Origin of the sequence: Nocardia sp. BMG51109 (genome assembly GCF_000526215.1) — a bacterium.
GTDB lineage: Bacteria > Actinomycetota > Actinomycetes > Mycobacteriales > Mycobacteriaceae > Nocardia.
In genome coordinates, this window is the sequence record NZ_JAFQ01000004.1 from 1,689,842 (window position 1) to 1,711,219 (window position 21,378).

Annotated in this window: 22 protein-coding genes and 1 pseudogene; 2 read left to right on the plus strand and 21 right to left on the minus strand. The window is 68.7% G+C overall.

All coding sequences use genetic code 11. The features are described from left to right. Positions 1-105: 105 nt before the first annotated feature. The 17 genes from D892_RS0108960 to ftsH all read right to left on the minus strand — a co-directional run bounded on the left by D892_RS0108960 (position 106) and on the right by ftsH (position 17,625). Complete coding sequence (locus D892_RS0108960; protein WP_024800914.1) at positions 106-2,652, minus strand: ATP-dependent Clp protease ATP-binding subunit; 2,547 nt, start codon at positions 2,650-2,652, stop codon at positions 106-108. A gap of 263 nt (positions 2,653-2,915) precedes the next feature. Beyond that, the gene (locus D892_RS0108965; protein WP_024800915.1) at positions 2,916-3,539 is read right to left on the minus strand and encodes an FHA domain-containing protein; all 624 of its coding nucleotides are present in this window, start codon (positions 3,537-3,539) and stop codon (positions 2,916-2,918) included. A gap of 240 nt (positions 3,540-3,779) precedes the next feature. Continuing rightward, entirely contained in the window at positions 3,780-4,145 is a 366-nt protein-coding gene (locus D892_RS0108970) for an Lsr2 family protein (protein WP_024800916.1), read from the minus strand. Between the two features lie 115 nt (positions 4,146-4,260). Beyond that, positions 4,261-5,727, minus strand: a complete 1,467-nt coding sequence (lysS, locus tag D892_RS0108975; RefSeq protein WP_036566844.1) for a lysine--tRNA ligase — start codon at positions 5,725-5,727, stop codon at positions 4,261-4,263. 297 nt (positions 5,728-6,024) lie between these two features. Continuing rightward, complete coding sequence (locus D892_RS0108980) at positions 6,025-6,447, minus strand: rhodanese-like domain-containing protein (RefSeq protein ID WP_024800918.1); 423 nt, start codon at positions 6,445-6,447, stop codon at positions 6,025-6,027. Positions 6,448-6,452: 5 nt separating this feature from the next. Further along, entirely contained in the window at positions 6,453-7,091 is a 639-nt protein-coding gene (locus D892_RS0108985; protein WP_024800919.1) for a cysteine dioxygenase family protein, read from the minus strand. 215 nt (positions 7,092-7,306) lie between these two features. Next, positions 7,307-8,098 carry a type III pantothenate kinase gene (locus D892_RS0108990; RefSeq protein WP_024800920.1) on the minus strand — a complete coding sequence of 264 codons (792 nt, stop codon included), beginning with the start codon at positions 8,096-8,098 and terminating at the stop codon, positions 7,307-7,309. A gap of 40 nt (positions 8,099-8,138) precedes the next feature. Then, the gene (gene panD, locus D892_RS0108995) at positions 8,139-8,558 is read right to left on the minus strand and encodes an aspartate 1-decarboxylase (RefSeq protein ID WP_024800921.1); all 420 of its coding nucleotides are present in this window, start codon (positions 8,556-8,558) and stop codon (positions 8,139-8,141) included. Positions 8,559-8,572: 14 nt separating this feature from the next. Further along, complete coding sequence (gene panC / locus D892_RS0109000) at positions 8,573-9,535, minus strand: pantoate--beta-alanine ligase (RefSeq protein WP_024800922.1); 963 nt, start codon at positions 9,533-9,535, stop codon at positions 8,573-8,575. An 87-nt stretch (positions 9,536-9,622) separates the two neighbouring features. Further along, positions 9,623-10,642 (minus strand): Rossmann-like and DUF2520 domain-containing protein, encoded by a 1,020-nt coding sequence (locus tag D892_RS0109005; protein ID WP_051499031.1) that lies wholly within the window; start codon positions 10,640-10,642, stop codon positions 9,623-9,625. 137 nt (positions 10,643-10,779) lie between these two features. Continuing rightward, positions 10,780-12,027 carry a DUF6779 domain-containing protein gene (locus D892_RS43550; protein WP_156959434.1) on the minus strand — a complete coding sequence of 416 codons (1,248 nt, stop codon included), beginning with the start codon at positions 12,025-12,027 and terminating at the stop codon, positions 10,780-10,782. Positions 12,028-12,100: 73 nt separating this feature from the next. Continuing rightward, on the minus strand, positions 12,101-12,568 hold the full coding sequence (locus D892_RS0109015; RefSeq protein ID WP_036568463.1) for a DUF3180 domain-containing protein: 468 nt from the start codon (positions 12,566-12,568) through the stop codon (positions 12,101-12,103). A gap of 5 nt (positions 12,569-12,573) precedes the next feature. Further along, positions 12,574-13,140, minus strand: a complete 567-nt coding sequence (gene folK, locus D892_RS0109020; protein ID WP_024800926.1) for a 2-amino-4-hydroxy-6-hydroxymethyldihydropteridine diphosphokinase — start codon at positions 13,138-13,140, stop codon at positions 12,574-12,576. Further along, positions 13,137-13,592: a dihydroneopterin aldolase gene (gene folB, locus D892_RS0109025; RefSeq protein ID WP_024800927.1), complete on the minus strand. Its 456-nt coding sequence runs from the start codon at positions 13,590-13,592 to the stop codon at positions 13,137-13,139. Before folB ends, folK begins: the two co-directional genes overlap by 4 nt. Further along, entirely contained in the window at positions 13,589-14,455 is an 867-nt protein-coding gene (gene folP / locus D892_RS0109030) for a dihydropteroate synthase (RefSeq protein ID WP_024800928.1), read from the minus strand. The genes folB and folP overlap by 4 nt, the downstream gene beginning before the upstream one ends. A gap of 10 nt (positions 14,456-14,465) precedes the next feature. Then, positions 14,466-15,161 (minus strand): GTP cyclohydrolase I FolE, encoded by a 696-nt coding sequence (folE, locus tag D892_RS0109035; RefSeq protein ID WP_232236035.1) that lies wholly within the window; start codon positions 15,159-15,161, stop codon positions 14,466-14,468. 88 nt (positions 15,162-15,249) lie between these two features. Next, positions 15,250-17,625, minus strand: coding sequence for an ATP-dependent zinc metalloprotease FtsH (ftsH, locus tag D892_RS0109040; protein ID WP_024800930.1), 2,376 nt, complete (start codon positions 17,623-17,625; stop codon positions 15,250-15,252). Positions 17,626-17,923: 298 nt separating this feature from the next. On the opposite strand from ftsH, the gene D892_RS0109045 reads away from it, so the two are divergent. Next, a complete protein-coding gene (locus D892_RS0109045) occupies positions 17,924-18,862 on the plus strand; it encodes a hypothetical protein (protein ID WP_232236037.1) in 939 nt (312 codons plus the stop codon). A gap of 76 nt (positions 18,863-18,938) precedes the next feature. Here the strand turns inward: D892_RS0109045 and D892_RS0109050 are convergent, their stop codons facing one another. Beyond that, entirely contained in the window at positions 18,939-19,763 is an 825-nt protein-coding gene (locus tag D892_RS0109050) for a DUF1266 domain-containing protein (RefSeq protein ID WP_036566846.1), read from the minus strand. A 158-nt stretch (positions 19,764-19,921) separates the two neighbouring features. Between D892_RS0109050 and D892_RS48425 the strand changes: the two genes are divergently transcribed. Continuing rightward, a complete protein-coding gene (locus D892_RS48425) occupies positions 19,922-20,158 on the plus strand; it encodes a DUF2277 domain-containing protein (RefSeq protein ID WP_036566848.1) in 237 nt (78 codons plus the stop codon). Positions 20,159-20,306: 148 nt separating this feature from the next. Here the strand turns inward: D892_RS48425 and D892_RS48430 are convergent. The 3 genes and pseudogenes from D892_RS48430 to D892_RS47650 all read right to left on the minus strand — a co-directional run. Beyond that, positions 20,307-20,402: pseudogene (locus D892_RS48430) on the minus strand (helix-turn-helix domain-containing protein); the annotation flags it as partial. Positions 20,403-20,426: 24 nt separating this feature from the next. Then, positions 20,427-20,633, minus strand: coding sequence for a DUF294 nucleotidyltransferase-like domain-containing protein (locus D892_RS40755; protein WP_036566850.1), 207 nt, complete (start codon positions 20,631-20,633; stop codon positions 20,427-20,429). 112 nt (positions 20,634-20,745) lie between these two features. Next, a complete protein-coding gene (locus D892_RS47650) occupies positions 20,746-21,300 on the minus strand; it encodes a hypothetical protein (RefSeq protein ID WP_198037212.1) in 555 nt (184 codons plus the stop codon). Between the last annotated feature and the right edge of the window lie 78 nt (positions 21,301-21,378).

Sequence of the window (21,378 nt, forward strand, 5' to 3'; positions counted from 1 at the left end):
GCCACCGAATTTCCGGCGCTGCGAGCTGTCCCCCATCCGTTCACGGACATGCGAGAGCCCCGCTTCCCCAGGAAAAACCTGGGGAAGCGGGGCTCTCGGTGCGATCTACTCTCCGGACGCCGCCGAGGACTCGCCGGCCAGCGCGGCCACCGGCTCACCCTCGTCTTCGGCCGGCTTGGCGGGCTTGTCCCGGCCGGTGAAGGTGAACTTGGCGTCCTCGCCGGCACCCTCGCCGTCCCAGCCTTCGACATCCACCTCGACGATCTGGCCCGCGACCAGCTCGCCGAACAGGATCTTCTCCGACAGCTGGTCCTCGATCTCGCGCTGGATGGTGCGACGCAGCGGCCGCGCACCCAGCACCGGGTCGAAGCCGCGCTTCGCGAGCAGGCTCTTGGCCTGGTCGGTCAGCTCCATCTCCATATCCTTGTTCTTCAGCTGCACGCCGACGCGGCCGATCATCAGATCCACCATCTCCACGATCTGATCCGTGGTGAGCTGGTGGAAGACGATCACGTCGTCGATGCGGTTGAGGAACTCGGGCCGGAAGTGCTTCTTCAGCTCGTCGTTGACCTTGAGCTTCATCCGCTCGTAGTTCGAGCCCTCGCTGTTGGACTGGGTGAAGCCCAGACCCACGGCCTTCGAGATGTCCGAGGTACCGAGGTTCGAGGTGAAGATCAGCACGGTGTTCTTGAAGTCGACCGTGCGACCCTGACCGTCGGTGAGGCGGCCGTCCTCCAGGACCTGCAACAGGGTGTTGTAGATCTCCTGGTGGGCCTTCTCGATCTCGTCGAACAGCACGACCGAGAACGGCTTGCGGCGCACCTTCTCGGTGAGCTGGCCGCCCTCCTCGTAGCCGACGTAGCCCGGAGGGGCACCGAACAGCCGCGAGGCGGTGAAGCGGTCGTGGAACTCGCCCATGTCGATCTGGATGAGCGCGTCGTCGTCGCCGAACAGGAAGTTCGCCAGCGCCTTGGACAGCTCGGTCTTACCGACACCGGACGGACCGGCGAAGATGAACGAACCGGACGGACGCTTCGGATCCTTCAGGCCGGCACGCGTGCGGCGGATGGCCTTGGAAACGGCCTTGACCGCGTCCTCCTGGCCGATGATCCGCTTGTGCAGCTCGTCCTCCATGCGGAGCAGACGGGTGGTCTCCTCCTCGGTGAGCTTGAACACCGGGATACCGGTCCAGTTGGCCAGCACCTCCGCGATCTGCTCGTCGTCGACCTCGGCCACGACGTCCAGATCACCGGAACGCCACTGCTTCTCGCGCTCGGCGCGCTTGGCGACGAGCTGCTTCTCCTTGTCGCGCAGCCGCGCGGCCTTCTCGAAGTCCTGCGCGTCGATCGCGCTTTCCTTCTCCCGGCGGGCGTCGGCGATCTTGTCGTCGAACTCGCGCAGGTCGGGCGGTGCGGTCATGCGGCGGATGCGCATGCGGGCGCCGGCCTCGTCGATCAGGTCGATCGCCTTGTCCGGCAGGAACCGGTCGTTGATGTACCGGTCGGCCAGCGTTGCGGCGGCCACCAGGGCACCGTCGGTGATGGACACCCGGTGGTGCGCCTCGTACCGGTCGCGCAGGCCCTTGAGGATGTTGATGGTGTGCTCGACCGTCGGCTCCCCCACCTGGACCGGCTGGAAGCGGCGCTCCAGCGCGGCGTCCTTCTCGATGTACTTGCGGTACTCGTCGAGGGTGGTGGCGCCGATGGTCTGCAGCTCACCGCGGGCCAGCTTCGGCTTCAGGATGGAGGCCGCGTCGATCGCGCCCTCGGCGGCACCGGCACCGACCAGCGTGTGCAGCTCGTCGATGAACAGGATGATGTCGCCGCGGGTGTTGATCTCCTTCAGCACCTTCTTCAGGCGCTCCTCGAAATCACCGCGGTAGCGGCTGCCCGCGACCAGGGATCCCAGGTCGAGGGTGTACAGCTGCTTGTCCTTCAGCGTCTCCGGGACCTCGCCGTTGACGATGGCCTGCGCCAGGCCCTCGACCACGGCGGTCTTACCGACACCGGGCTCGCCGATCAGCACCGGGTTGTTCTTGGTGCGGCGGCTGAGCACCTGCATGACGCGCTCGATCTCCTTCGAGCGGCCGATGACCGGATCCAGCTTGCCCTCCAGCGCGGCCTGCGTCAGGTTGCGGCCGAACTGGTCGAGCACCAGCGAGGTGGACGGGGTGCCCTGCTCGCCGCGGGCGCCGGATTCGACCGGCTCCTTGCCCTGGTAGCCGGACAGCAGCTGAATGACCTGCTGACGCACCCGGTTGAGGTCGGCGCCGAGCTTGACCAGCACCTGGGCGGCCACGCCCTCGCCCTCGCGAATCAGACCGAGCAGGATGTGCTCGGTGCCGATGTAGTTGTGGCCGAGCTGCAGCGCCTCGCGCAGGCTCAGCTCCAGCACCTTCTTGGCGCGCGGGGTGAAGGGGATGTGGCCGGACGGCGCCTGCTGGCCCTGCCCGATGATCTCCTCGACCTGGCTGCGCACACCTTCCAGCGAAATGCCCAGGGACTCCAGGGACTTCGCCGCGACACCCTCACCCTCGTGGATCAGGCCCAGCAGGATGTGCTCGGTGCCGATGTAGTTGTGGTTGAGCATCCTGGCCTCTTCCTGGGCCAGGACAACGACGCGCCGCGCGCGGTCGGTGAACCTCTCGAACATCGCTCCCTCACTTCCTGCTCCGCTTTCTACGGCTGTCCGGCGCTGCTCTGCCGTGTGCTTCACACCTGCTGCGCCAGCCTGCCATGAAGCCCTGGGGTTGCCTCCCCAGCCTCCACTCTAGTTGCCGGGGGTCACGGTCGTCGTCCGTCCACCCTATTGCGAACCGGCGACAGTACGACTCATTCAGTCATAACGCGACCACCGCCCGTAACGTTTCCCCAGTACGTACGCCGACAGCGAACAGGGCCGGCCGCCCGCGACGGCTACAGATCGCGCTCGGAAATTATCCCGCTCTGCATGGCCAGCATCGCCAGGCGCACCCGCTTGCGGTTCTGCGGCAGGTCCTCCACCCCGAACTTGGAGAACAGCGTGCGCAGGTGCGTCTTGATCGAGTCCACGCTCAGGAACAGCTCATCGGCGATCTGCTGGTTCGGCGCGGGCGTCGCGAACCCGGCGTTGTTCTTGTACGGGCGGCAGAGCGCGATCAGCACCGCCCGCTGGGTCTCGGTCAGCGAGCGCAGCGTCGGCAGCGATCCGGTCGAGGTCCGGGTGGCGTCGTCGGCGACGCCCGTGAAATCGTGGAACGACAGCAGCGAGGTCCCCATCCGGATGCGGTCGCCGGGAGCCAGCCGGCGCCGGCCGACCAACCGCTCGCCGTTGACGAACGTCCCGTTGCGGGACAGGCCGTCGTCGACGATCGTCCAGTGTGCACCCAGGTACTCCAGCGAGGCGTGCAGGCGGGACACCTCGGCGTCCCAGGACAGGGTCAGGTCCGCCTGCTGCGAACGTCCGATCGTGACACGCTCGCGGTCGGCAGAAAGGACGAACTCCTCCTGCCGCCCCGTGTCATCGATGAATCGCAAGAACGATTCGTGAAATGCGGTCACTGTGCCGATCCCTCAACTCTCCACTCGGCCAGTGACGTCGTTCGCACCTTTCCATGGTGCCGCGCCGCCCCCGACCGAGCAAGATCACGCACCACGCGACGGAGACAAACGCCACCCGTCGGTTATGCGGAATCGATATGAAAATACCGCTGCCGCCCGGACGGCGCACGATTCCTCCGGACGGCAGCGGCGAAAGCGACAACGGACGTCGCACCCGCTTGCCGGTTGCGACGACCAGAACTAGTTGCTACGACCGACTTCCTTGTTGTATGCCTCGGTAATGTCGGCGGAGATACGTCCGCGCGCGGATACCTTGTGCCCCTTGCGCCGCGCCCATTCCCGAATTGCCGCGCTCTGCTCACGGTCCATCGACACCCGGCTCTTGGTCGCGCCCGTAGTCCCGCCGGCCGGCTTGCTCCGCCGCCGACCACTCACCCGGCGTGCGCTGGTGACCCACTGCTCCAGCCCGTCCCGCAGCTTCGACGCATTTGCCGCGGACAGGTCGATCTCGTACGACACACCGTCGATCGAGAACTCGACGGTCTCGTCCGCGGTGGACTCACCGTCGACATCGTCGATCAAGCTAACGGTGACCTTCTTTGCCATGAGATGAACGTCCTCTCGAAATCGTGCGACCCGCATACTAGGCCGATGCCCGAGTCGAGAATACCTCGAATTCCGAGATTTCCAAGACGAGACTTCGACATTCGATTCCGACTGCTCAGCGAGCCGTCGGACGCACAATTGGGAACAGTATCGTTTCCCGGATTCCCATGCCGGTCAAGGCCATGAGCAACCGATCGATTCCCATGCCGGTACCCGTTGTCGGTGGCATACCATGTTCCATCGCCGCGAGGAAGTCCTCGTCCAACCGCATGGCCTCGTCGTCGCCCTGGGCGGCCAATCTCGCCTGATCGATGAACCGCTCGCGCTGAATCACGGGATCCACCAGTTCGGAATAGCCGGTTGCCAACTCGAAGCCACGAACATAGAGATCCCACTTCTCGGTCACTCCCGGCTCGCTGCGATGCTCCCGGGTCAGTGGTGAAGTCTCCACCGGGAAGTCGCGCACGAAAGTCGGCGCATACAGCTTGTCGCCGTAGGTGTGCTCCCACAGTTCCTCGACCAGTTTGCCGTGGCCATACCCCTTGTCCGGCGGAATTTCCAGGCCCACCCGATCGGCCAGCTTCAGCAATTCCGGCACGGTCGTTTCGGGTGTCACAACGACGCCGAGGGCGTCGGAGAGCGACGGGTACATCTCCACGGTGTTCCACTCGCCGCCGAGATCGTATTCGGTGCCGTCGGCCAGCGTCACCGCCTGGGTGCCGAAGACCTCCTGCGCCACCTCCTGCACCAATTCCCGCACCATCCGCGCGGAATCATCGTAGGTGCCGTAGGCCTCGTACGTTTCCAGCATGGCGAACTCCGGCGAATGGGTGGAGTCGGCACCCTCGTTGCGGAAGTTCCGGTTGATCTCGAAGACCTTCTCGAGGCCGCCGACCACGCAGCGCTTGAGGAACAACTCCGGAGCAATGCGCAGGTAGAGGTCCATATCGAGGGCGTTCGAGTGGGTCACGAACGGCCGTGCGGCGGCACCGCCGTGCAGCGTCTGCAGCATCGGCGTCTCGACCTCGAGAAAACCCCTGCGCTCCAAAGCATTTCGCAACGCCCGCACCACCCGCACCCGGGTGCGCGCCATTTCCCGCGCCTCCGGCCGCACGATCAGATCGACATAGCGCTGACGAACCCGGGACTCCTCGCTCATCTCCTTGTGCGCCACCGGCAACGGCCGCAGCGCCTTCGCCGCCATCGACCAGGAATCGGCCATGACGCTCAATTCCCCGGTGCGCGAGGAGATCACCTCACCGTGCACGAAAACGACATCGCCGAGATCCACGTCGGCCTTCCAGGCGGCCAGCGCGTCCGCGCCGACGCCGTTCAGGCTGATCATCGCCTGCAGCTTGGTGCCGTCCCCCTCCTGCAGCGTCGCAAAACACAACTTGCCGGTATTGCGCGTGAATATGACCCGCCCGGCCACGCCGACCTGCTGCCCCGTGGCGGTATCGGCCGCCAGCTCAGGATAGGCGGCACGAATTTCCGCCAGGGTGTGCGTGCGGGGCACCACCACCGGATACGCCTGGCCGCCGTCGGCGAGCAGGCGATCACGCTTCTCCCGGCGAATCCGCATCTGCTCGGGAACGTCGACTTCCGCTGCGGCAGGTCGGGATTGCCCCGCGGGAACCGAACCCGCGGAGCCACCGGACGAAGGGGTGTTCGGGGTGCTCACAGCGAACTACCCTATCGTGCCGCCGGAAAAGGTTTTGCGCGCCGCCCGAGCGGCCCCGCGGGCGGCGGCAAAACGGCATCGGCGGAACGCTCGGCCGGTCCTCCGGCACCCACCACAACCGATCGAGTAATTGCGACGCAACGGACACGATGTCGAAATCCGCTGTGTCGCGCTCGAATTCGGGTGCGATCGGCGAAATTACAGCGAGGCGAGGGCGGCGGCCTCGCGGGCGATGTGCGGGGCGCCCGCGGCGACCGACAACAATCCGGCGGCCTTCAGCGCCTGATACCCGCCCACCAGATCGGTGGCCCGATGCAATCCCAGTTGCTGCAACGAGGCCGCGGCCAGGCTGGAGGTGTATCCCTCCGAGCAGACGACGATCCATTCCACGTCGTGATCGGTGGCCGAGGCCAACCGGGCCGAACTGGTCGGATCCAGCCGCCATTCCAGCACGTTCCGCTCGATCACCAGCGCGCCGGGCAACGTGCCCTCCTTCACGCGCTGCGCCTGCGGCCGGATGTCGACCAATCGCGCGCCTCTGCCGATCGCCTCCGGCATCTCGAACGCGAAGACCCGCCGCAACTGCGACCGCGCGTTCTCCAACATGGCATCGATCGTCAAGTGGGTCATTTCACATCGCCTTCGGGCTGGTCGGTGAGGACGGTCCGGGAGCGCCGCAGCGTGCCGTGGCCGGTGACCTCGTAGTAGGACATGGCGGTGAGCGGTGGGGAATAGGCGTGCACCGACAGCGTCGGATTCGACGGTTCGGGCGCGCCGGCGAACTGATCGGGCGCGCGGACCACGTCGTGCACCCAGCCGAGCGGGAACGACGCCTGGTCCCCCGCCGACAGCGTGCGCTGGCGTAATTCCGTTCCGTTCCAACGGAATTCCGATAACGCGCCGCTGAGCACGGTGAGCGCGCCGAGCGAACCCGCGTGATCGTGCAGTTCGGTGGAACGGTCGGGAACCCAGCTGATCAGCCAGACGTCGACCTCTTCGTCGCTGAGCAGCCGGGCGGCCCAGCGGTTACCGGCGGGCCAGGTGCCGCCGGCCGGGAACAGGTGGTCGTAGCGCCCGGCCAGCACGTCCTCGGCGCCCTCGTCGGTCAGCCGCAACAGGTCGGCCGGGCGCAGCCGGGTGGGCAGTGCGGAGGCGACCGGTCGCTCGGTGACCTCGGTGGGGAGCCGGACACCGGCAACCGCCGGAACGGCGGCGGGCGAAGACGCCCGGATACGCGCGGGATAACTGACTGCAGAGGAACGCATGAGCGAGGCTCCAGGAGAAGTGGGAATGGTCGAGGGCGATTGCGAAGCCTCGACATCGGCCGAGGCGAATCAGCCTCGACAACACTCCTGAACGCGCACGCGGAAAGTCACGGCAGCGAGTTTAGCAGCGGTTCCACCGGCCGCAAGCATCGTGTCGGATTCCCCACATCCGCCGGTGCCGGGCGGGCGCAGCACAGCGCCGGCGCCGCAGATTATCAGCGTCGGCGCTGCAGATTGCGCTCGAAGACCACCCGCAGCCCGTCCAGCGTCAGATGCGGTTCGTGCCGTTCGATGGTCTCGGACTCGGGCACGATCAGCGGCGCCGTCCGACCGGTGGCCACGACCACGACATTGTCACCGGCGAAGGTGTCGAGTTCGTCGCGAATGCGGTCGATCAGCCCGTCGACGAGCCCGGCGAAACCGAAGACGGCCCCGGCCTGGATGCACTCCATACTGTTCTTGCCCACCACCGAGCGCGGCCTGGTGAGCTCGGCCCGGCGCAATGCGGTGCGCTCCACGATCGCCTCCGTCGCGATCTCCACGCCCGGCGCGATCACGCCGCCGAGGAACTCGCCCTTCGCCGACACCAGATCCACGCAGATGGCGGTGCCGAAGTCGACCACGACGGCCGGGGCGTCGAAGCGGTGAAAGGCGGCCAGGCAGTTCACGATGCGGTCGGCGCCGACCTCCTTCGGATTGTCCACCAGCAGCGGAATGCCCGTGCGCACACCGGGTTCCACCAGCACGTGCGGCACGTGGCTCCAGTACCGGCTCAGCATCTCGCGCAGCTCGCGCAGCACCGGCGGCACCGTGGACAGCGCCGACACCCCGACCACCCGATCGGCCTGATCGCCGATCAGCCCGCGCACCTGCATGGCGAATTCGTCGGCGGTCAGCAGCGGATTGGTATGCACCCGCCAGGTCTGCTCGAGTTTCGCGTGCTCGCCGCTCCCGGAGAACAGCCCGATCTCGATGCTGGTACTGCGCACGTCGATGGTCAGCAACATCCGACCCGCCCCCTACTCTCCTGCCCCCGACCCAGACCGCTCACGCCGGGGTCAGTGACCGCGGGGAGGTCAGGCCCGAGCCCTCCGGTGCGTGCGCCGGGTCGGAGCCCAGCTGCACCGCGCGGTTGCATTCGTCCACGAACACCACGCGCGGGGCGTAGTCGCGCAGCTCGGACTCGTCCAGCATGCCGTAGGCGATCAGGATCACCAGATCGCCCGGATGCACGAGATGCGCTGCGGCGCCGTTGATTCCGATCACTCCGGAACCGCGTTCGCCGGCGATCACATAGGTCTCCAGCCGGGCGCCGTTATCGATGTCGACGATGCAGACCTGCTCGCCCTCGAGCAGATCGGCGGCGTCCAGCAGGTCCGGGTCGACGGTCACCGAGCCGACGTAGTGCAGGTCGGCGTGGGTCACCGTGGCGCGGTGGATCTTCGATTTCATCATGGTGCGCAACATCGTCGTCGCCCTTCCTACGAGTTCGCCCGGGTGGGCTGGGCATGCGGAGTGGTCGGATGGCCGTCTACGCGCGCGAGGGAGACGGCCGTGTTGTCTATCAGGCGGGTGCCGCCGAGGCGGGCGGCGACCAGCAGCCGGGCATTTCCGCTCCACTCGGGCGGAGCGGGCGCGGTGAGCGGGCTCAGATCGGAGCGGCGCAGCTCGAGATAGTCGACGTCGAGACCGGACACGCCGTCCAGCACGGCGCGCGCGGCATCGAGCACCGCGTCCGGCCCCAGACCACCGGCGTGCCGGCCCGCTGCCAGCGCCGCCGACAGGGTCGTGGCGAGTTCGCGCTGCACCGGATCGAGATACCGATTGCGTGAGGACAGGGCCAGGCCGTCGTGCTCGCGGACCGTGGCCACGGGGACGATCTTCAGATCGAAGTTCAGGTCCCGCACCATCTGCCGGATCAGCGTCAGCTGCTGATAGTCCTTCTCGCCGAAGAACGTCTCGTGCGGGCGGGCGATCTGGAACAGCTTCGCGACGACGGTCAGCACGCCGGCGAAATGCGTCGGCCGGGACGCGCCCTCCAGTTCGGCGCCCAGCGGTCCCGCGTGCACCGACGTGCGCGGACCATCCGGGTACATCTCGGCGGCGCTGGGGGCGAACACCAGCTCGACACCCTCACCACGCAGCAACTCCACATCGGAGTCCAGGGTGCGCGGATACTTGTCCAGATCCTCGCCGGCCCCGAACTGCAAGGGGTTCACGAAGATCGAGACGATCACGACCTGATTGGTGCGCCGCGCCTGCCGCACCAGCTCGAGATGGCCCTCGTGCAGCGCACCCATGGTGGGCACGAGCGCAACCTTGCGACCGGCCGAACGCAGCGCGTTCGAGACCGCTGTCACCGTCGCCGGGTCGTGCAGCACGGTCGTCTCGCCGGGCCGGTAAGCCGCACGCAGCGCCTGCTGACGCGGCATCGGATCGGACATCAGCATCCCTTCTCTCCTCGTCCGGGGCCTGTCGTGGTCGTGCCGGGCCGCGCCGTCCGGGGGCAGCGGGTACCGCACCCGCGGCGCTCACGCACCGCTTTCACCTTCCGGTCCGCCGCGCCGCGAACGGCGCGGACGGGATTCCGTCAACAGGTCGATCAGCGCGGTATCGGCGCCTGCGCGTTCGGCCGTACGCAGCGACAGGGCTCGATAGCCGGCCGCCAGCCGCGGATCGACCTCGTCGAGCGCGCCGAGATGGGCGGCGACCGCCTCGGTGTCGCCCCGCGCCACCGGACCGGTCAGCGCCGCCTGTCCGCGCCGCAGCGCGTTGTCCAGCGCCGCCGAGGCCAGCGGCGCCAGAATGCGCTCGGCCAGCCCGTTCGGCTGCTCGTCCACCTGCTGCTGACCGAGCAGGCCCGGGCCGTCGAGCGCCGCCCGCAGCGCGGCGACCGCGTCGACGATCAGCGTGACCAGGTGATTGCTGCCGTGGGCCAGCGCCGCGTGATAGAGCGTGCGATGTTCCTCGGGCACCCGCACCGGCTCGCCACCCATCTCGATCACCAGCGATTGCGCGATGGCGTAGCCGACCTCGTCGGCCGCGGTGATACCGAAGCAGGCATTGCCCAGCCGGACCACGTCCTCGTCGTGCCCGGTGAATGTCATCGCCGGATGAATCGCCAGCGGGCGGGCGCCGAGTTCGGCCAGCGGCGCCAGCACCGCGATGCCGTTCGCGCCGGAGGTGTGCGCGACGATCGTGCCCGGGCGCACCGCCCGCGCCGCCGCCAGACCGGCGACCAGACCGGCCAGTTCGCTGTCGGGTACCGCCAGCACCAGCAGTTCGCTGCGCGCGGCGACCTGTTCGGCCGGCAGGATCCGGGAATCCGGCAACCGGGTCTGCGCCCGCCGCACCGACGCGTCCGAAATCGCGGACACGCCGAATACGACGTGCCCGGCACGCTCCAGCGCCGCGCCGACGGCCGAACCCACGCGTCCCGCCGAGACGATTCCCACCGTCAGGCGTGCGGGCGCCGGGTCATTCCCCGAAACACCGCCGCTGTCCGAAAGCCCACGGCCCGCATCGGGCCGCGAAGAATCAGAGGTCACCATTGTCCTCTCGAAGTCGTTCCAGTCCCGCCGCGCGGGTACCGGACGTTATCGCTTCGAGAATAGGCCCGGCCGCGCACCGCGGACAGGGCCGGGGCCGGTGATGTTCCCCACCGCCGACACGACCGGGGCGGGCCTGCTCAGCGGTTCGAGTTGTTCTGCTCCGAGCGGAGATTCGCCATGATCTCGGCCACCGACAGCTGGCGGCCCGGATGGTCCCCGCCGGACTCGATGCGGCGGCGGCGACGCGAACCCGCCGACGGCGACCACGAGGGCTGGGTTTCGCCGTCCTCGAAGGAGGACCGAGTAGCACTGTCCTCGAAGGAGGACCGAGTAGCACTGTCCTCGAAGGAGGACCGAGTAGCACTGTCCTCGAAGGAGGACCGAGTAGCACCGTCCTCGAAGGAGGACCGAGTAGCACCGTCCTCGAAGGAGGACCGGGCAGCCCCGCCCTCGAAGGAGGACCGAGCCTCACCGTCCCCGAAGGAGGACCGGGCAGCCCCGTCCACCGCGGGACGGTCGGACAGCCGAACGGGACGATCGGTATCCGGAGCGGAGGCAGCGGTCCGGCCGTTGCTCCACGCGCCCGTATCGGCGCCGCGGTCGGCGGATCCGGCATCCGATGACGGCGGCTCGAATTCCCATGCGCGCGATCCGGATCGACCGGATTCGCCGGACTCGTCGTCGGACTCGGGCTCGTACTCGGCCTCGGCCCATGCCTCGAAGTCCGGCCGGGTGCGGTCCGGCGTCACGATGGACGTTTCGGCCGTCACCGGATCGTCGTCGGGGCTGGCGAACATCGGGGCTTCGGGGTGGTCGGACTCGAAGACCGGCGTCAGCGATCCGCGCGGCACGGCGGGCACACTCCACGCGTCCCAGGTGTCGGCTTCCGGCGAGTTACCGTTCGCCCGCTTTCCGGGTAGTTCCTGAATTCGCACGGCGTCGGCGCGCAGGGCGGGCCGCTCCACCGGCAGTTCGCCGTCGAACAGCCGCTGCAGGCTCTCCCGGAGCACCGCGAGTTCGGCGCGCAGGGCGGCCAGTTCGGCGGCGTCGGCGCCGACCTCCTCGCGAACCCGGGCCTCGACCCCGAGTTCGTACTCGCGGCGGGCGTTGATCTCCTTCTCCAGCTGTAGCTCGTACACCGTTTGCAAACCACGCACCTTGGCCTGGTCAGCGGCCGCCTCGCGGCGGTACCGGGTGGCTGCCAGGACGCCGATCGCGGCCGCCCACAGGGCCGCCACCAGGCCGATGCGGATCAGTTGCAGGTTGTGGCTGAAGACCAGAAAAACACTGGCAATCAGACCGAGCAGAATCAATACACCGACGACCAATTTTCCCGCGTCTACCCGCCGCCGACGGGAAGTACTGCTACGGGAGGGTGAAACCATGCCCGACAGGGTAGCTCGGTTGACCGAATTCAGCTTGCGACCAGGTCGGAAGGCCCGTCCGCAAGGGTCGCTGTCACGTTGCCGGTTCGTCCGGAGGGTCGATCGGCGCGCGACAGCAATGCTCCAGCCACAGCGCGGCCGCCACCAGCAGCACGCCGGCCACGAGGCCGATGATCGCGCCCGGGGTGTCCGCGGCCGCCGCGCGCAGCGTCGACCGCTGCGGGAACACCCAGACGAGGAAACCCAGCCAGACGCCGGCGGCCAGCGAACCCACCTGCGCCGACGCCTTGGCCAGCGCCACCGCCCGCGCCACGGTGATCGGATGCAGATCCTTCGGGCCGTCCCCGACGCGCTGATCCTGCACCCGGGACCGGACGAGGAACGCCAGCACCACCTCCAGCGCGGCCACCGGATACAGGGACGCGCCGGCGATCACGGAGATGGACGGAAAGCTGGAATACGCCCAGCGCGTGGCTACCCAGGCGACAACCGCCGCCAGCAGCACATTCGCCGTCAGATCCAGCAGCCGGGTCGGCTTCATGGCGTTCATGACCGGGTCCGATCGGATTCCGGCCGCTCCGGCGCGGCCGGTCGCAGCGTCAGTTCGGTGCGGTGCACCCCGGCGCGCTCGGCGGGGTGCAAGGCGGCCAGCAGTTCCCGCACCGGGCGCGGCTCCTCGGATACCTCGAGCACCGCCCCGGGATCCGCCTCGAGCCACGGCACCAGCACGAACGCGCGATGGTGCGCCTGCGGATGCGGCAGCGTGAGCTCCGGATCGGTACTGCGGACCGGGTGGGCGCCATCGGTCCGCCGCTCCTCGCACCGGATCACGTCGACGTCGAGAGTCCGTGCGCCCCAGCGCACTTCGCGCACCCGGTCCGCGGCCCGCTCCAGGTCCCGACCGCGTCGCAGCCAGTCCCACGGACTCGCCACCGGATCGTCGACCAGCAGGATCGCGTTGAGATAGGGCTCCTGCGGCACCGGGCCCCACGGTGCGGTCTCGTACACCGAGGACACCGCGACGAGGTGCGGGGCGAATGCGTCGACCACGCTGCGCAGATGCGCCCGGCGGTCGCCCATATTCGATCCGATCGACAGTACGGCGCGACTCATCCGACCGTTCCCGTGCGACTGCCCGACCCGGCCCGCGCCGGCACCGCGTCCGCGCCGTCGGTGCGGCTGCGCACGGCCACCACTCGGACGTCGCCGAAGGTGTGCGGAATCGGCGCCGACGGCTTGTGCACGACCACCTCGGCGGCGGCGACGCGCGCATCGGCCATCACGTCGTCGGCGATCTCGGCGGCCACCGTCTCGATGAGATTGCGCGCCGGGCCCTGCACGATCGCCACCGCCCGGCCCGCCAGGGCGCCGTAGTCGACGGTGGCGGCGAGATCGTCGGTGGCCGCGGCCGCCGCGAGATCCAGCCGGAGGGTGATGTCGACGATGAACTCCTGACCGTCGCGACGCTCGAAATCGAAGCAGCCGTGGTGCCCGAAGGCGCGCAGCCCGCGCAGCTCGATGCGGTCGGAATCGGCCGGGCCGCGCTCGCTCCGCCGATCGGTCATCGAGCGGCCCCTTTCGCGCGGCGCCGGGCCGACCAGGCGTCGGTGACGGCGACGGCGTCCAGCGAAGAACGCACGTCGTGCACCCGCACGCCCCATGCGCCGTGCTCGGCCGCCAGCGCCGAGATGGTGGCGGTCGCGACCTCGCGGCCGTCGGGAGGCCGCAGGGCCTCGCCGTCCGCCAGCAGGGCCCCCAGGAACCGCTTGCGGGAGGCGCCGATCAGGATCGGCAGCCCCTGCGCGGTCAGCTCCGGCAGCGCGCCGAGCAGGGCCCAGTTGTGCTCGGCGTTCTTGGCGAAGCCCAATCCCGGATCCAGCACCAGCCGGCTCGGATGCACACCCGCCGCCATGGCCAGATCCACCTGGACCGACAACTCCGCCAGTACCTCGGCGACCACGTCGTCGTACCGGTCGGCCGGACCGGTGTGCCGATAGTCGGCATCGGCGCGCCAATGCATGAGGATCCACGGGACCTCCGCCGACGCAACGACTTTCACCATATCCGGATCGGCCCGCCCGCCCGATACGTCGTTGATCACGCCGACCCCGGCATCGACCGCGGCGTCGGCCACCCGCGCCCGCATGGTGTCCACGCTGGTCGGAACGCCGGCCGCGACCAGTTCCCGGATCACCGGAACCACCCGGGACGCCTCGGTCTCCGGATCGACGCGGACCGCACCCGGGCGGGTCGACTCGCCGCCCACGTCGATGATGTCGGCCCCCTGCTCGTACAGCCGCACCCCGTGTTCGACCGCCAGCGCCGGGTCCAGATAGCGGCCGCCATCGGAGAACGAATCGCTGGTGACGTTGACGACCCCCATCACCACACAGGAGCGCCCCGCACGCGGAGTGATCAGACCGGTCATCAGCCGCCGCTCACTTACGCAGGATCAGGTCGAGGGCCTCCGCGCGCGAGGACGCGCTGGTCTGCAGCAGGCCGCGCACCGCGGAGGTGGTGGTGCTGGCGCCGGGCTTGCGGATGCCCCGCATCGCCATGCACAGATGTTCGGCCTCGACCACCACGATGGCCCCGCGCGGATCCAGCTTGCGCATCACCGCGTCGGCGATCTGGCTGGTGAGCCGCTCCTGCACCTGCGGCCGCTTGGCATACAGGTCCACCAGCCGGGCCAGCTTCGACAGGCCGGTGACCCGCCCGTGCGGGCCCGGGATATACCCGACGTGCGCGACACCGTGGAATGCCACCAGGTGATGTTCGCAGGTGGAGTACAGCGGAATGTCGCGCACCAGGACCAGCTCCTGATGTCCCTCGTCGAAGGTGGTGTTCAGCACCGAATCCGGTTCGGTGTACAGGCCCGTGAACATCTCCCGGTAGGCGCGCGCGACCCGGGCCGGCGTATCGGCCAGGCCCGGACGGTCCGGATCCTCGCCGACCGCGATCAACAACTCCCGCACGGCCGCCTCGGCCCGATCCTGATCGAACGGCCGCCCGGTGTGGAGCGCGACGTCACCCGCCGCGACCGCGGAGGACGACCCATCGGACCCGGCAACGACACGGTTGTTGACCGACACTCGAGGACACCTCCACAACTCAGTACTCGACGCGCCCGGCATCACGGGCCGACGCCCCTGCAGCCTCGAACGCGACGGAAACACCGGCAATTCCCCGGCGCTTCAACAGTCGAGCCTAATCACCGGTCGTTCAGTGCCGTCCGTTCGGTCCGTCCCAGTCGCCGCCTTCCCCCTCGCCGTTCGGCTGCGGGTAGCCCTCCTGATCACCGGGACGGCCCCAGCCCGGGCGCCCGTAGCGCTGGCCGCCACCCGGCGCCCAGCCGCCCGGCCCGCCGCCGTAACCAGGGGCGGCCGAGCCCTGGGGACCCGAACCGGGCCGGCCGGACTGCGGATCCTCCTGCGGCGGCCAGCCCGGCGCCGACCATCCGGCCGGGGCGCCGTAATCGGGCCGCGACCCGTGCGTACCGCCGCTCTGACGCGGATACGCGGGTTGCTGATAGCCCGCCGGTCGCGGAGCCGGCTGGTTGTAGCCCGGCTGCGGATTCGGGTAGCCCTCCGGCGGATAGCCGTTGGCCGGAACCGGTTGCGCGGCGGCCTTCCGCACCGCCTGCTCCTGCTCGTCGGGCCACGGCTCGCCGCGCTCGGCGGCCAGCTCGCGCGGCGTCTTCACCGGCGGCCGGTCGGACGGGACGCGCTCGCCGAAGTCGTTGAACGCCGTTATCCGCGGCCGCTTGTCGACGGTCGACAGGACGCCCTCGAGCTCCCGGCGATGCAGGGTCTCGTTCTCCAGCAGCGCGGTGGCCAGGCTGTCCAGCTCGTCGCGGTAATCGTTGAGGATCGCCCACGCCTCGGTGTGCGCGGCCTCTATGAGGTTGCGCACCTCCTCGTCGATCTCGCGGGCGACCTCGTGCGAGTAGTCCGAGGCCGTGCCCATCGTGCGGCCGAGGAACGGATCGCCCTGTTCCTGCCCGTAGCGGACGGCGCCCAGCCGCGCGCTCATGCCGTATTCGGTCACCATCGCGCGGGCGATCTTGGTGGCCTGGTCGATATCGGAGGAGGCGCCGGTGGTCGGCTCGTGGAACACCAGTTCCTCGGCGGCGCGGCCCCCCATCGCCATCACCAGGCGGGAGATCATCTCCGAGCGCGTCATCAGGCCCTTGTCGTCCTCGGGCACGGTCATCGCGTGACCGCCGGTGCGGCCGCGGGCCAGAATCGTCACCTTGTAGACCGGCTCGATATCGGGCATCGCCCACGCGGCCAGGGCGTGGCCGCCCTCGTGATACGCGGTGATCTTCTTCTCGTGCTCGCTGATGATGCGGCTCTTGCGGCGCGGACCGCCGATCACGCGGTCGACCGACTCCTCCAGCGCCGGACCGGTGATGACGTTGCCGTGCTCGCGCGCGGTGAGCAGCGCGGCCTCGTTGATGACGTTGGCCAGGTCGGCGCCGGACATGCCGACGGTCCGCTTGGCCAGGCCGTCCAGGTCGGCGTCGGGCGCTATCGGCTTGCCCTGCGAATGCACCCGCAGGATGGCGCGCCGACCGGCGAGATCCGGATTGCTGACCGGAATCTGGCGATCGAAGCGGCCCGGCCGCAGCAGTGCCGGATCCAGGATGTCGGGGCGGTTGGTGGCCGCGATGATGATCACACCGGTGCGGTCGCCGAAGCCGTCCATCTCGACCAGCAACTGGTTCAGGGTCTGCTCGCGCTCGTCGTGGCCACCGCCGAGGCCGGCGCCGCGCTGACGGCCGACCGCGTCGATCTCGTCGACGAAGATGATGCACGGGCTGTTCTGTTTGGCCTGGTCGAACAGGTCGCGCACGCGGGACGCGCCGACACCGACGAACATCTCCACGAAGTCCGACCCGGAAATGGTGAAGAACGGCACACCGGCCTCACCGGCGACGGCGCGGGCGAGCAGCGTCTTACCGGTGCCGGGCGGGCCGTACAGCAGCACGCCCTTGGGGATCTTGGCCCCCAGCGCCTGGTAGCGGGCCGGGCTCTGCAGGAAGTCCTTGATCTCGTAGAGCTCCTCGACCGCCTCGTCGGCGCCGGCCACGTCGGCGAACGTGGTCTTGGGCATGTCCTTGGACAATTGTTTGGCCTTGGACTTGCCGAAGCCCATCATGCCGCCGCGACCACCGCCCTGCATGCGGGCCATGACGAAGACGAACAACCCCAGCAGGATCACCATCGGTAGCACGAACAGCAGCACCTGGGTGAACCAGCTGTCCTGCTTGACGCTGGTGTTGTACGGCGCGCCCGAGTTCTGAACGTCTCTCAGGATCTGCGAGGAGACCTCGCTGCCGCCCGGATATTTGGCGATGATCTGGGCCTGGCCGCCGGTCGCGTCGTTGCCCTTGTTCAGGGTGATGCGAAGCTGCTGTTCCTTGTCATCGATCTGGACCTGCTTGACATTGGACTTGTCCTGGAGCTGGGTGAGCGCCACCGACGTGTCGACGTTCTTCCAGCCGCGTGTGTCGTTGCTGAAGTACGTGACCAGGTAGATCACGAGCAGGATGCCCGCGACTATGGCCAGGTTGCGGAACACTGTCTTGCGGTTCATAGAGCGTCGGCCGACGGGGCCAGTCCTTTCCGGTGTATCCGGTGCGTGCCTACGATGCTTCGGGCGGGTCCGCCTCCGTGCCGAAACCCCGGCGGGTCCGGCGGAACGGATGCGGACATGCCACGTTACCGCGTACGGTCTACTCGTTACATCGCGCAGTTCGGCAGCTGATGCAGTTCAACTGGTAAACGGTCGGAGAACGCGAGTGGTTCCCGGCCTATCGGGCGGATACCTGGAGGTGTCAGCCCAAGTGGTAACAATCATGGCATGCACGTCCCATTGTGACCGACGACACAAGATGAGCGCAGGGGGTATGGACATAGTCGAGCTACGGACACCCACAGCGATTTTGCGTCACGGCGGCGGGCGCCTGCAGGTGCTGCGCCCCGGCGGGACCGACGGCGAGCGCGTGCTCGACGTGCCGATCTCCGATCTGCTCAAGGTCCGCCTGAACCGGCGCTCCGACGACGCCGTCGTCATAGAAATCTACCTGCGGTACCCCACCTCGCTGCTGACCGGCACCCCGGCCGATCGCACGCCCTTACCGGTGCTGATCGCCGAACACGACGTGCCGGCCGCCACCGTGATCGTGGAGCGGATCAACGCCCAGATCGTGGCGACTCAGCGCATCGACATGTCCATGCCCGACCTCACCCCGCCCGCCCCCGCCTGGGGCCGGGCGGGGCCGACCCGAGCCGACGTGGATCGCGCGGTGCGCCGGATGGTGCCCCGCCGCGAGGCCCGCTCGGCGATCGCCGACTTACATCGGCTCGTCACGCCGGAGGAATTCGCGCTGGAGACGGCATGGGTCGACGCCGAACCGCCGACCGGGCGGGGGCGCGGGCTGCTCGCGGTCACCACCGGACGGATGCTGTTCGTCTCCGGCGGCGGTTCGGGCAGCCACTATGCCTACGAGATGCCGGTGGCGGCACTGCTGTCGGCGCGATTGACCGACGACACCGGCAGCACCGGCGAATACGGCATCGACGTATCCGACGGCAATGTGACGCTGCACTTCACCGGCATCGACCGGGCCGACACCGACCGCGCCGTCGGCGCACTCACCTTCGCCATCCAGCGGGTATCCGCCGACGGCGCCGTCGCGCCGCCGGATCCCGGTGTGACACAGCTGTATTCGGAATGGGAGCTGCTGGTGGAGCGGCACTCGCTCGGGATGGTCGACGACGCACAGTTCCAGCGCTACGGGCGCGGCATCCTGCGCTCGTTACCGGACTGAGCGCATACCGGCGGCGCCGGGCCCGTGCCATACCGGCGGTGCCGGGCCGTACTGCGGAGCCTCAGCCTGCGGAGCCTCAGTCGCTGGGCTGCAACGAGATTCGACGCCACGGGCTGGTCGGGCGCATCCACAGCCGGACCAGCTCCATGCGGCGGTCCACCCCGCCGGACTTGAGTTCGGCCAGATCCTCGCACGCCTGCCAGTAGGTCCAGCCGGTCAGGAACGAATCACCGAACTGCCGCCAGTTGCGGTACCGGCGCTGCGCCGGCGCCAGCGTCCGCATCACGTAGTCCCAGGCCACATCGGCATCGAGGTAGCCGGCGGTGAACGCCATCCGCGCCACCGCCACCACCCGGGCCAGATCCCACGCCTCGATATCGGAGGGCAGCGGCTGCACCAGGTGCTCGATCAGGCCGAGCTTGATCGCCTGCGACCAGATGTCGTAGTCGCGCACCAGCGCCTCGGGATTGTCCATGCCGCGGAACGAGCCGACCTGCCGCAGGAACGCGCGGTGCCGGTCGGCGCGCTCGCCGAACCGGTCGCGCTCCGGGGCGTTGATGGAGGCCGACACCAGCGGGTGCACCAGGGCGTACAGCGGAGAGTGCATGCCGTCGAGCAGCTGCTCCATCGAGGCCATCGCCTCGGTGCCGTCGGTGATGCCCCAGGCGCCGGTGAGGGTGTCGATGGCCAGCTCGCGACGGTCGCCCATCGGATGCTCGCGCTCGGGGCCCAGCAGCAGCGCATCGTGGAAGGCGTCCCAGCGCGACGAATAGAACGCGCCCAGCGACAGCGCGCGCAGCTCGTCGTCGGAGACCTGCGCACCGGACCAATGGTCCTCCTCGCGCCGGTCCAGCTCTTCGTAGGGGAAGGTGGTCAGCGTCGGGACGTCGCGGGCAGCCATATCTCCGATTGTGTCCCACCGCGCCGGATTGCGCTGCCTCCCCCGTCGCGTGTTTGCCACGACGCGCCCACGGGGTAGCGCGAGAGCGCAACACACAATTTTCACATCAGTACAGTCTTAGCCTGTCGTGGCTGGGAACCTAGCGCTAATCTCTGGCCATGAGTGGAAACATCACCGTCCTGCGTGGGCTCGAGCCCCCTGCGACAGAGCAGGAAATATACGCGGCCGCACAGGAATACGTGCGGAAGGTCGGTGGGCTGTCCGGCCTGTCGTCCACTACGAAGCCCGCCTTCGACAAGGCCGTGGCGGCCGTCGCGGCGGCAACCACCACGCTGCTGTCGGAGCTGCCGGAGCGCGGCCTGCCGCCCACCACCGATTCGCCCCTGCGTCGCTGACGAGCGACTCCGGTCCGGCGGATAGCGCGCCGACGCCCTCGGCACGGCGCCGACCGCTCGAGATCGGACACCGTAGATCGACGTGAGCGATCTGCCACCGCGCGCTGCGGCGCTCGATCGGGTGACCGAGCGGCTGCTCGATCCGCTGAATTCTATAGCGGACCGTATTTTTGTGTAGACCAAGGGTTTTCGCGGTGGCATCCGGACCGCGACGGCAGCGCGGGTAGGCGTGCGGACGCAGCATCCGGGAGCACCGGTACGCCCCAGTTCACGATCGATCAGCGCCCGCATCGCCGCCGAGGACCACCAGGGCGTGTGCCCGGGTGCTCGCCTCCAGATCCCGGCGCATTTCACGATCGGCCAATTCCGGGATGCGCCGGATGATCGACTCGTCGAGCCGGTGCACCGCGTGTTCGAGGGTTTCGGTGCGCAGGGTCTCGGCGACGAAGTCGACGATCCACCGGCGAACCGGCACGTCGGTCGCCCCGATCGCCCTGGGAAACCTCCGAACTTGTTCTCCCGAGCACAAGATCACCCACACCGGTTGACAGTAGAAGCCGAGAACTCGACCGGCGATTGTGTCACGATCATAGGTCAGTGAAGTAGTTCACAGTCGCACCGCAGCGCACCTGGGAAGAGCAGATCGTGACGAATACCGACCCGGCCCCCGAGGCGAGAGACCCGGGGAACTCCCCGGATGCCGCCGGCGACTCCGACGGCCGGACCCCGGCCCGCAAGGCCACCGGTTCCCGCGCCGCGGCGAAGACCCCGGCAAAGAAGACCCCGGCAAAGAAGACCGCGGCGAAAAAAGCTCCAGCGAAAAAAGCTCCGGCGAAAAAGGCCGCGGCGAAGACATCGGAGCCGACGAAGGCCACGGCGAAGAAGACCGCGGCGGAGAAACCGACGCCGGCGAAGCCCCCGGCCAAGAAGACCGCAGCAGAGCAGACCGCGCCGGAGGAGAAGGCAGCGCCGGAAGAGGCCGCACCGAAGGACACCTCGGACAAGAAGGCACCGCCGAGGAAGACACCGCGAAAAGCGGCCCCCCGGAAGCGAACCGAGCCGAAAGACACCACCTCGAACAAGCCCCGGGCAGCCGAACCACGGACGAACAACCGCACCGGATCGCCGCCGACCGAGGCCACCGAAACACCGACCACCGAGGCACAGCCGACCGACGTCACCGAACCGCGGGAAACGGCGCCCAGGAAGCGACAGACCGC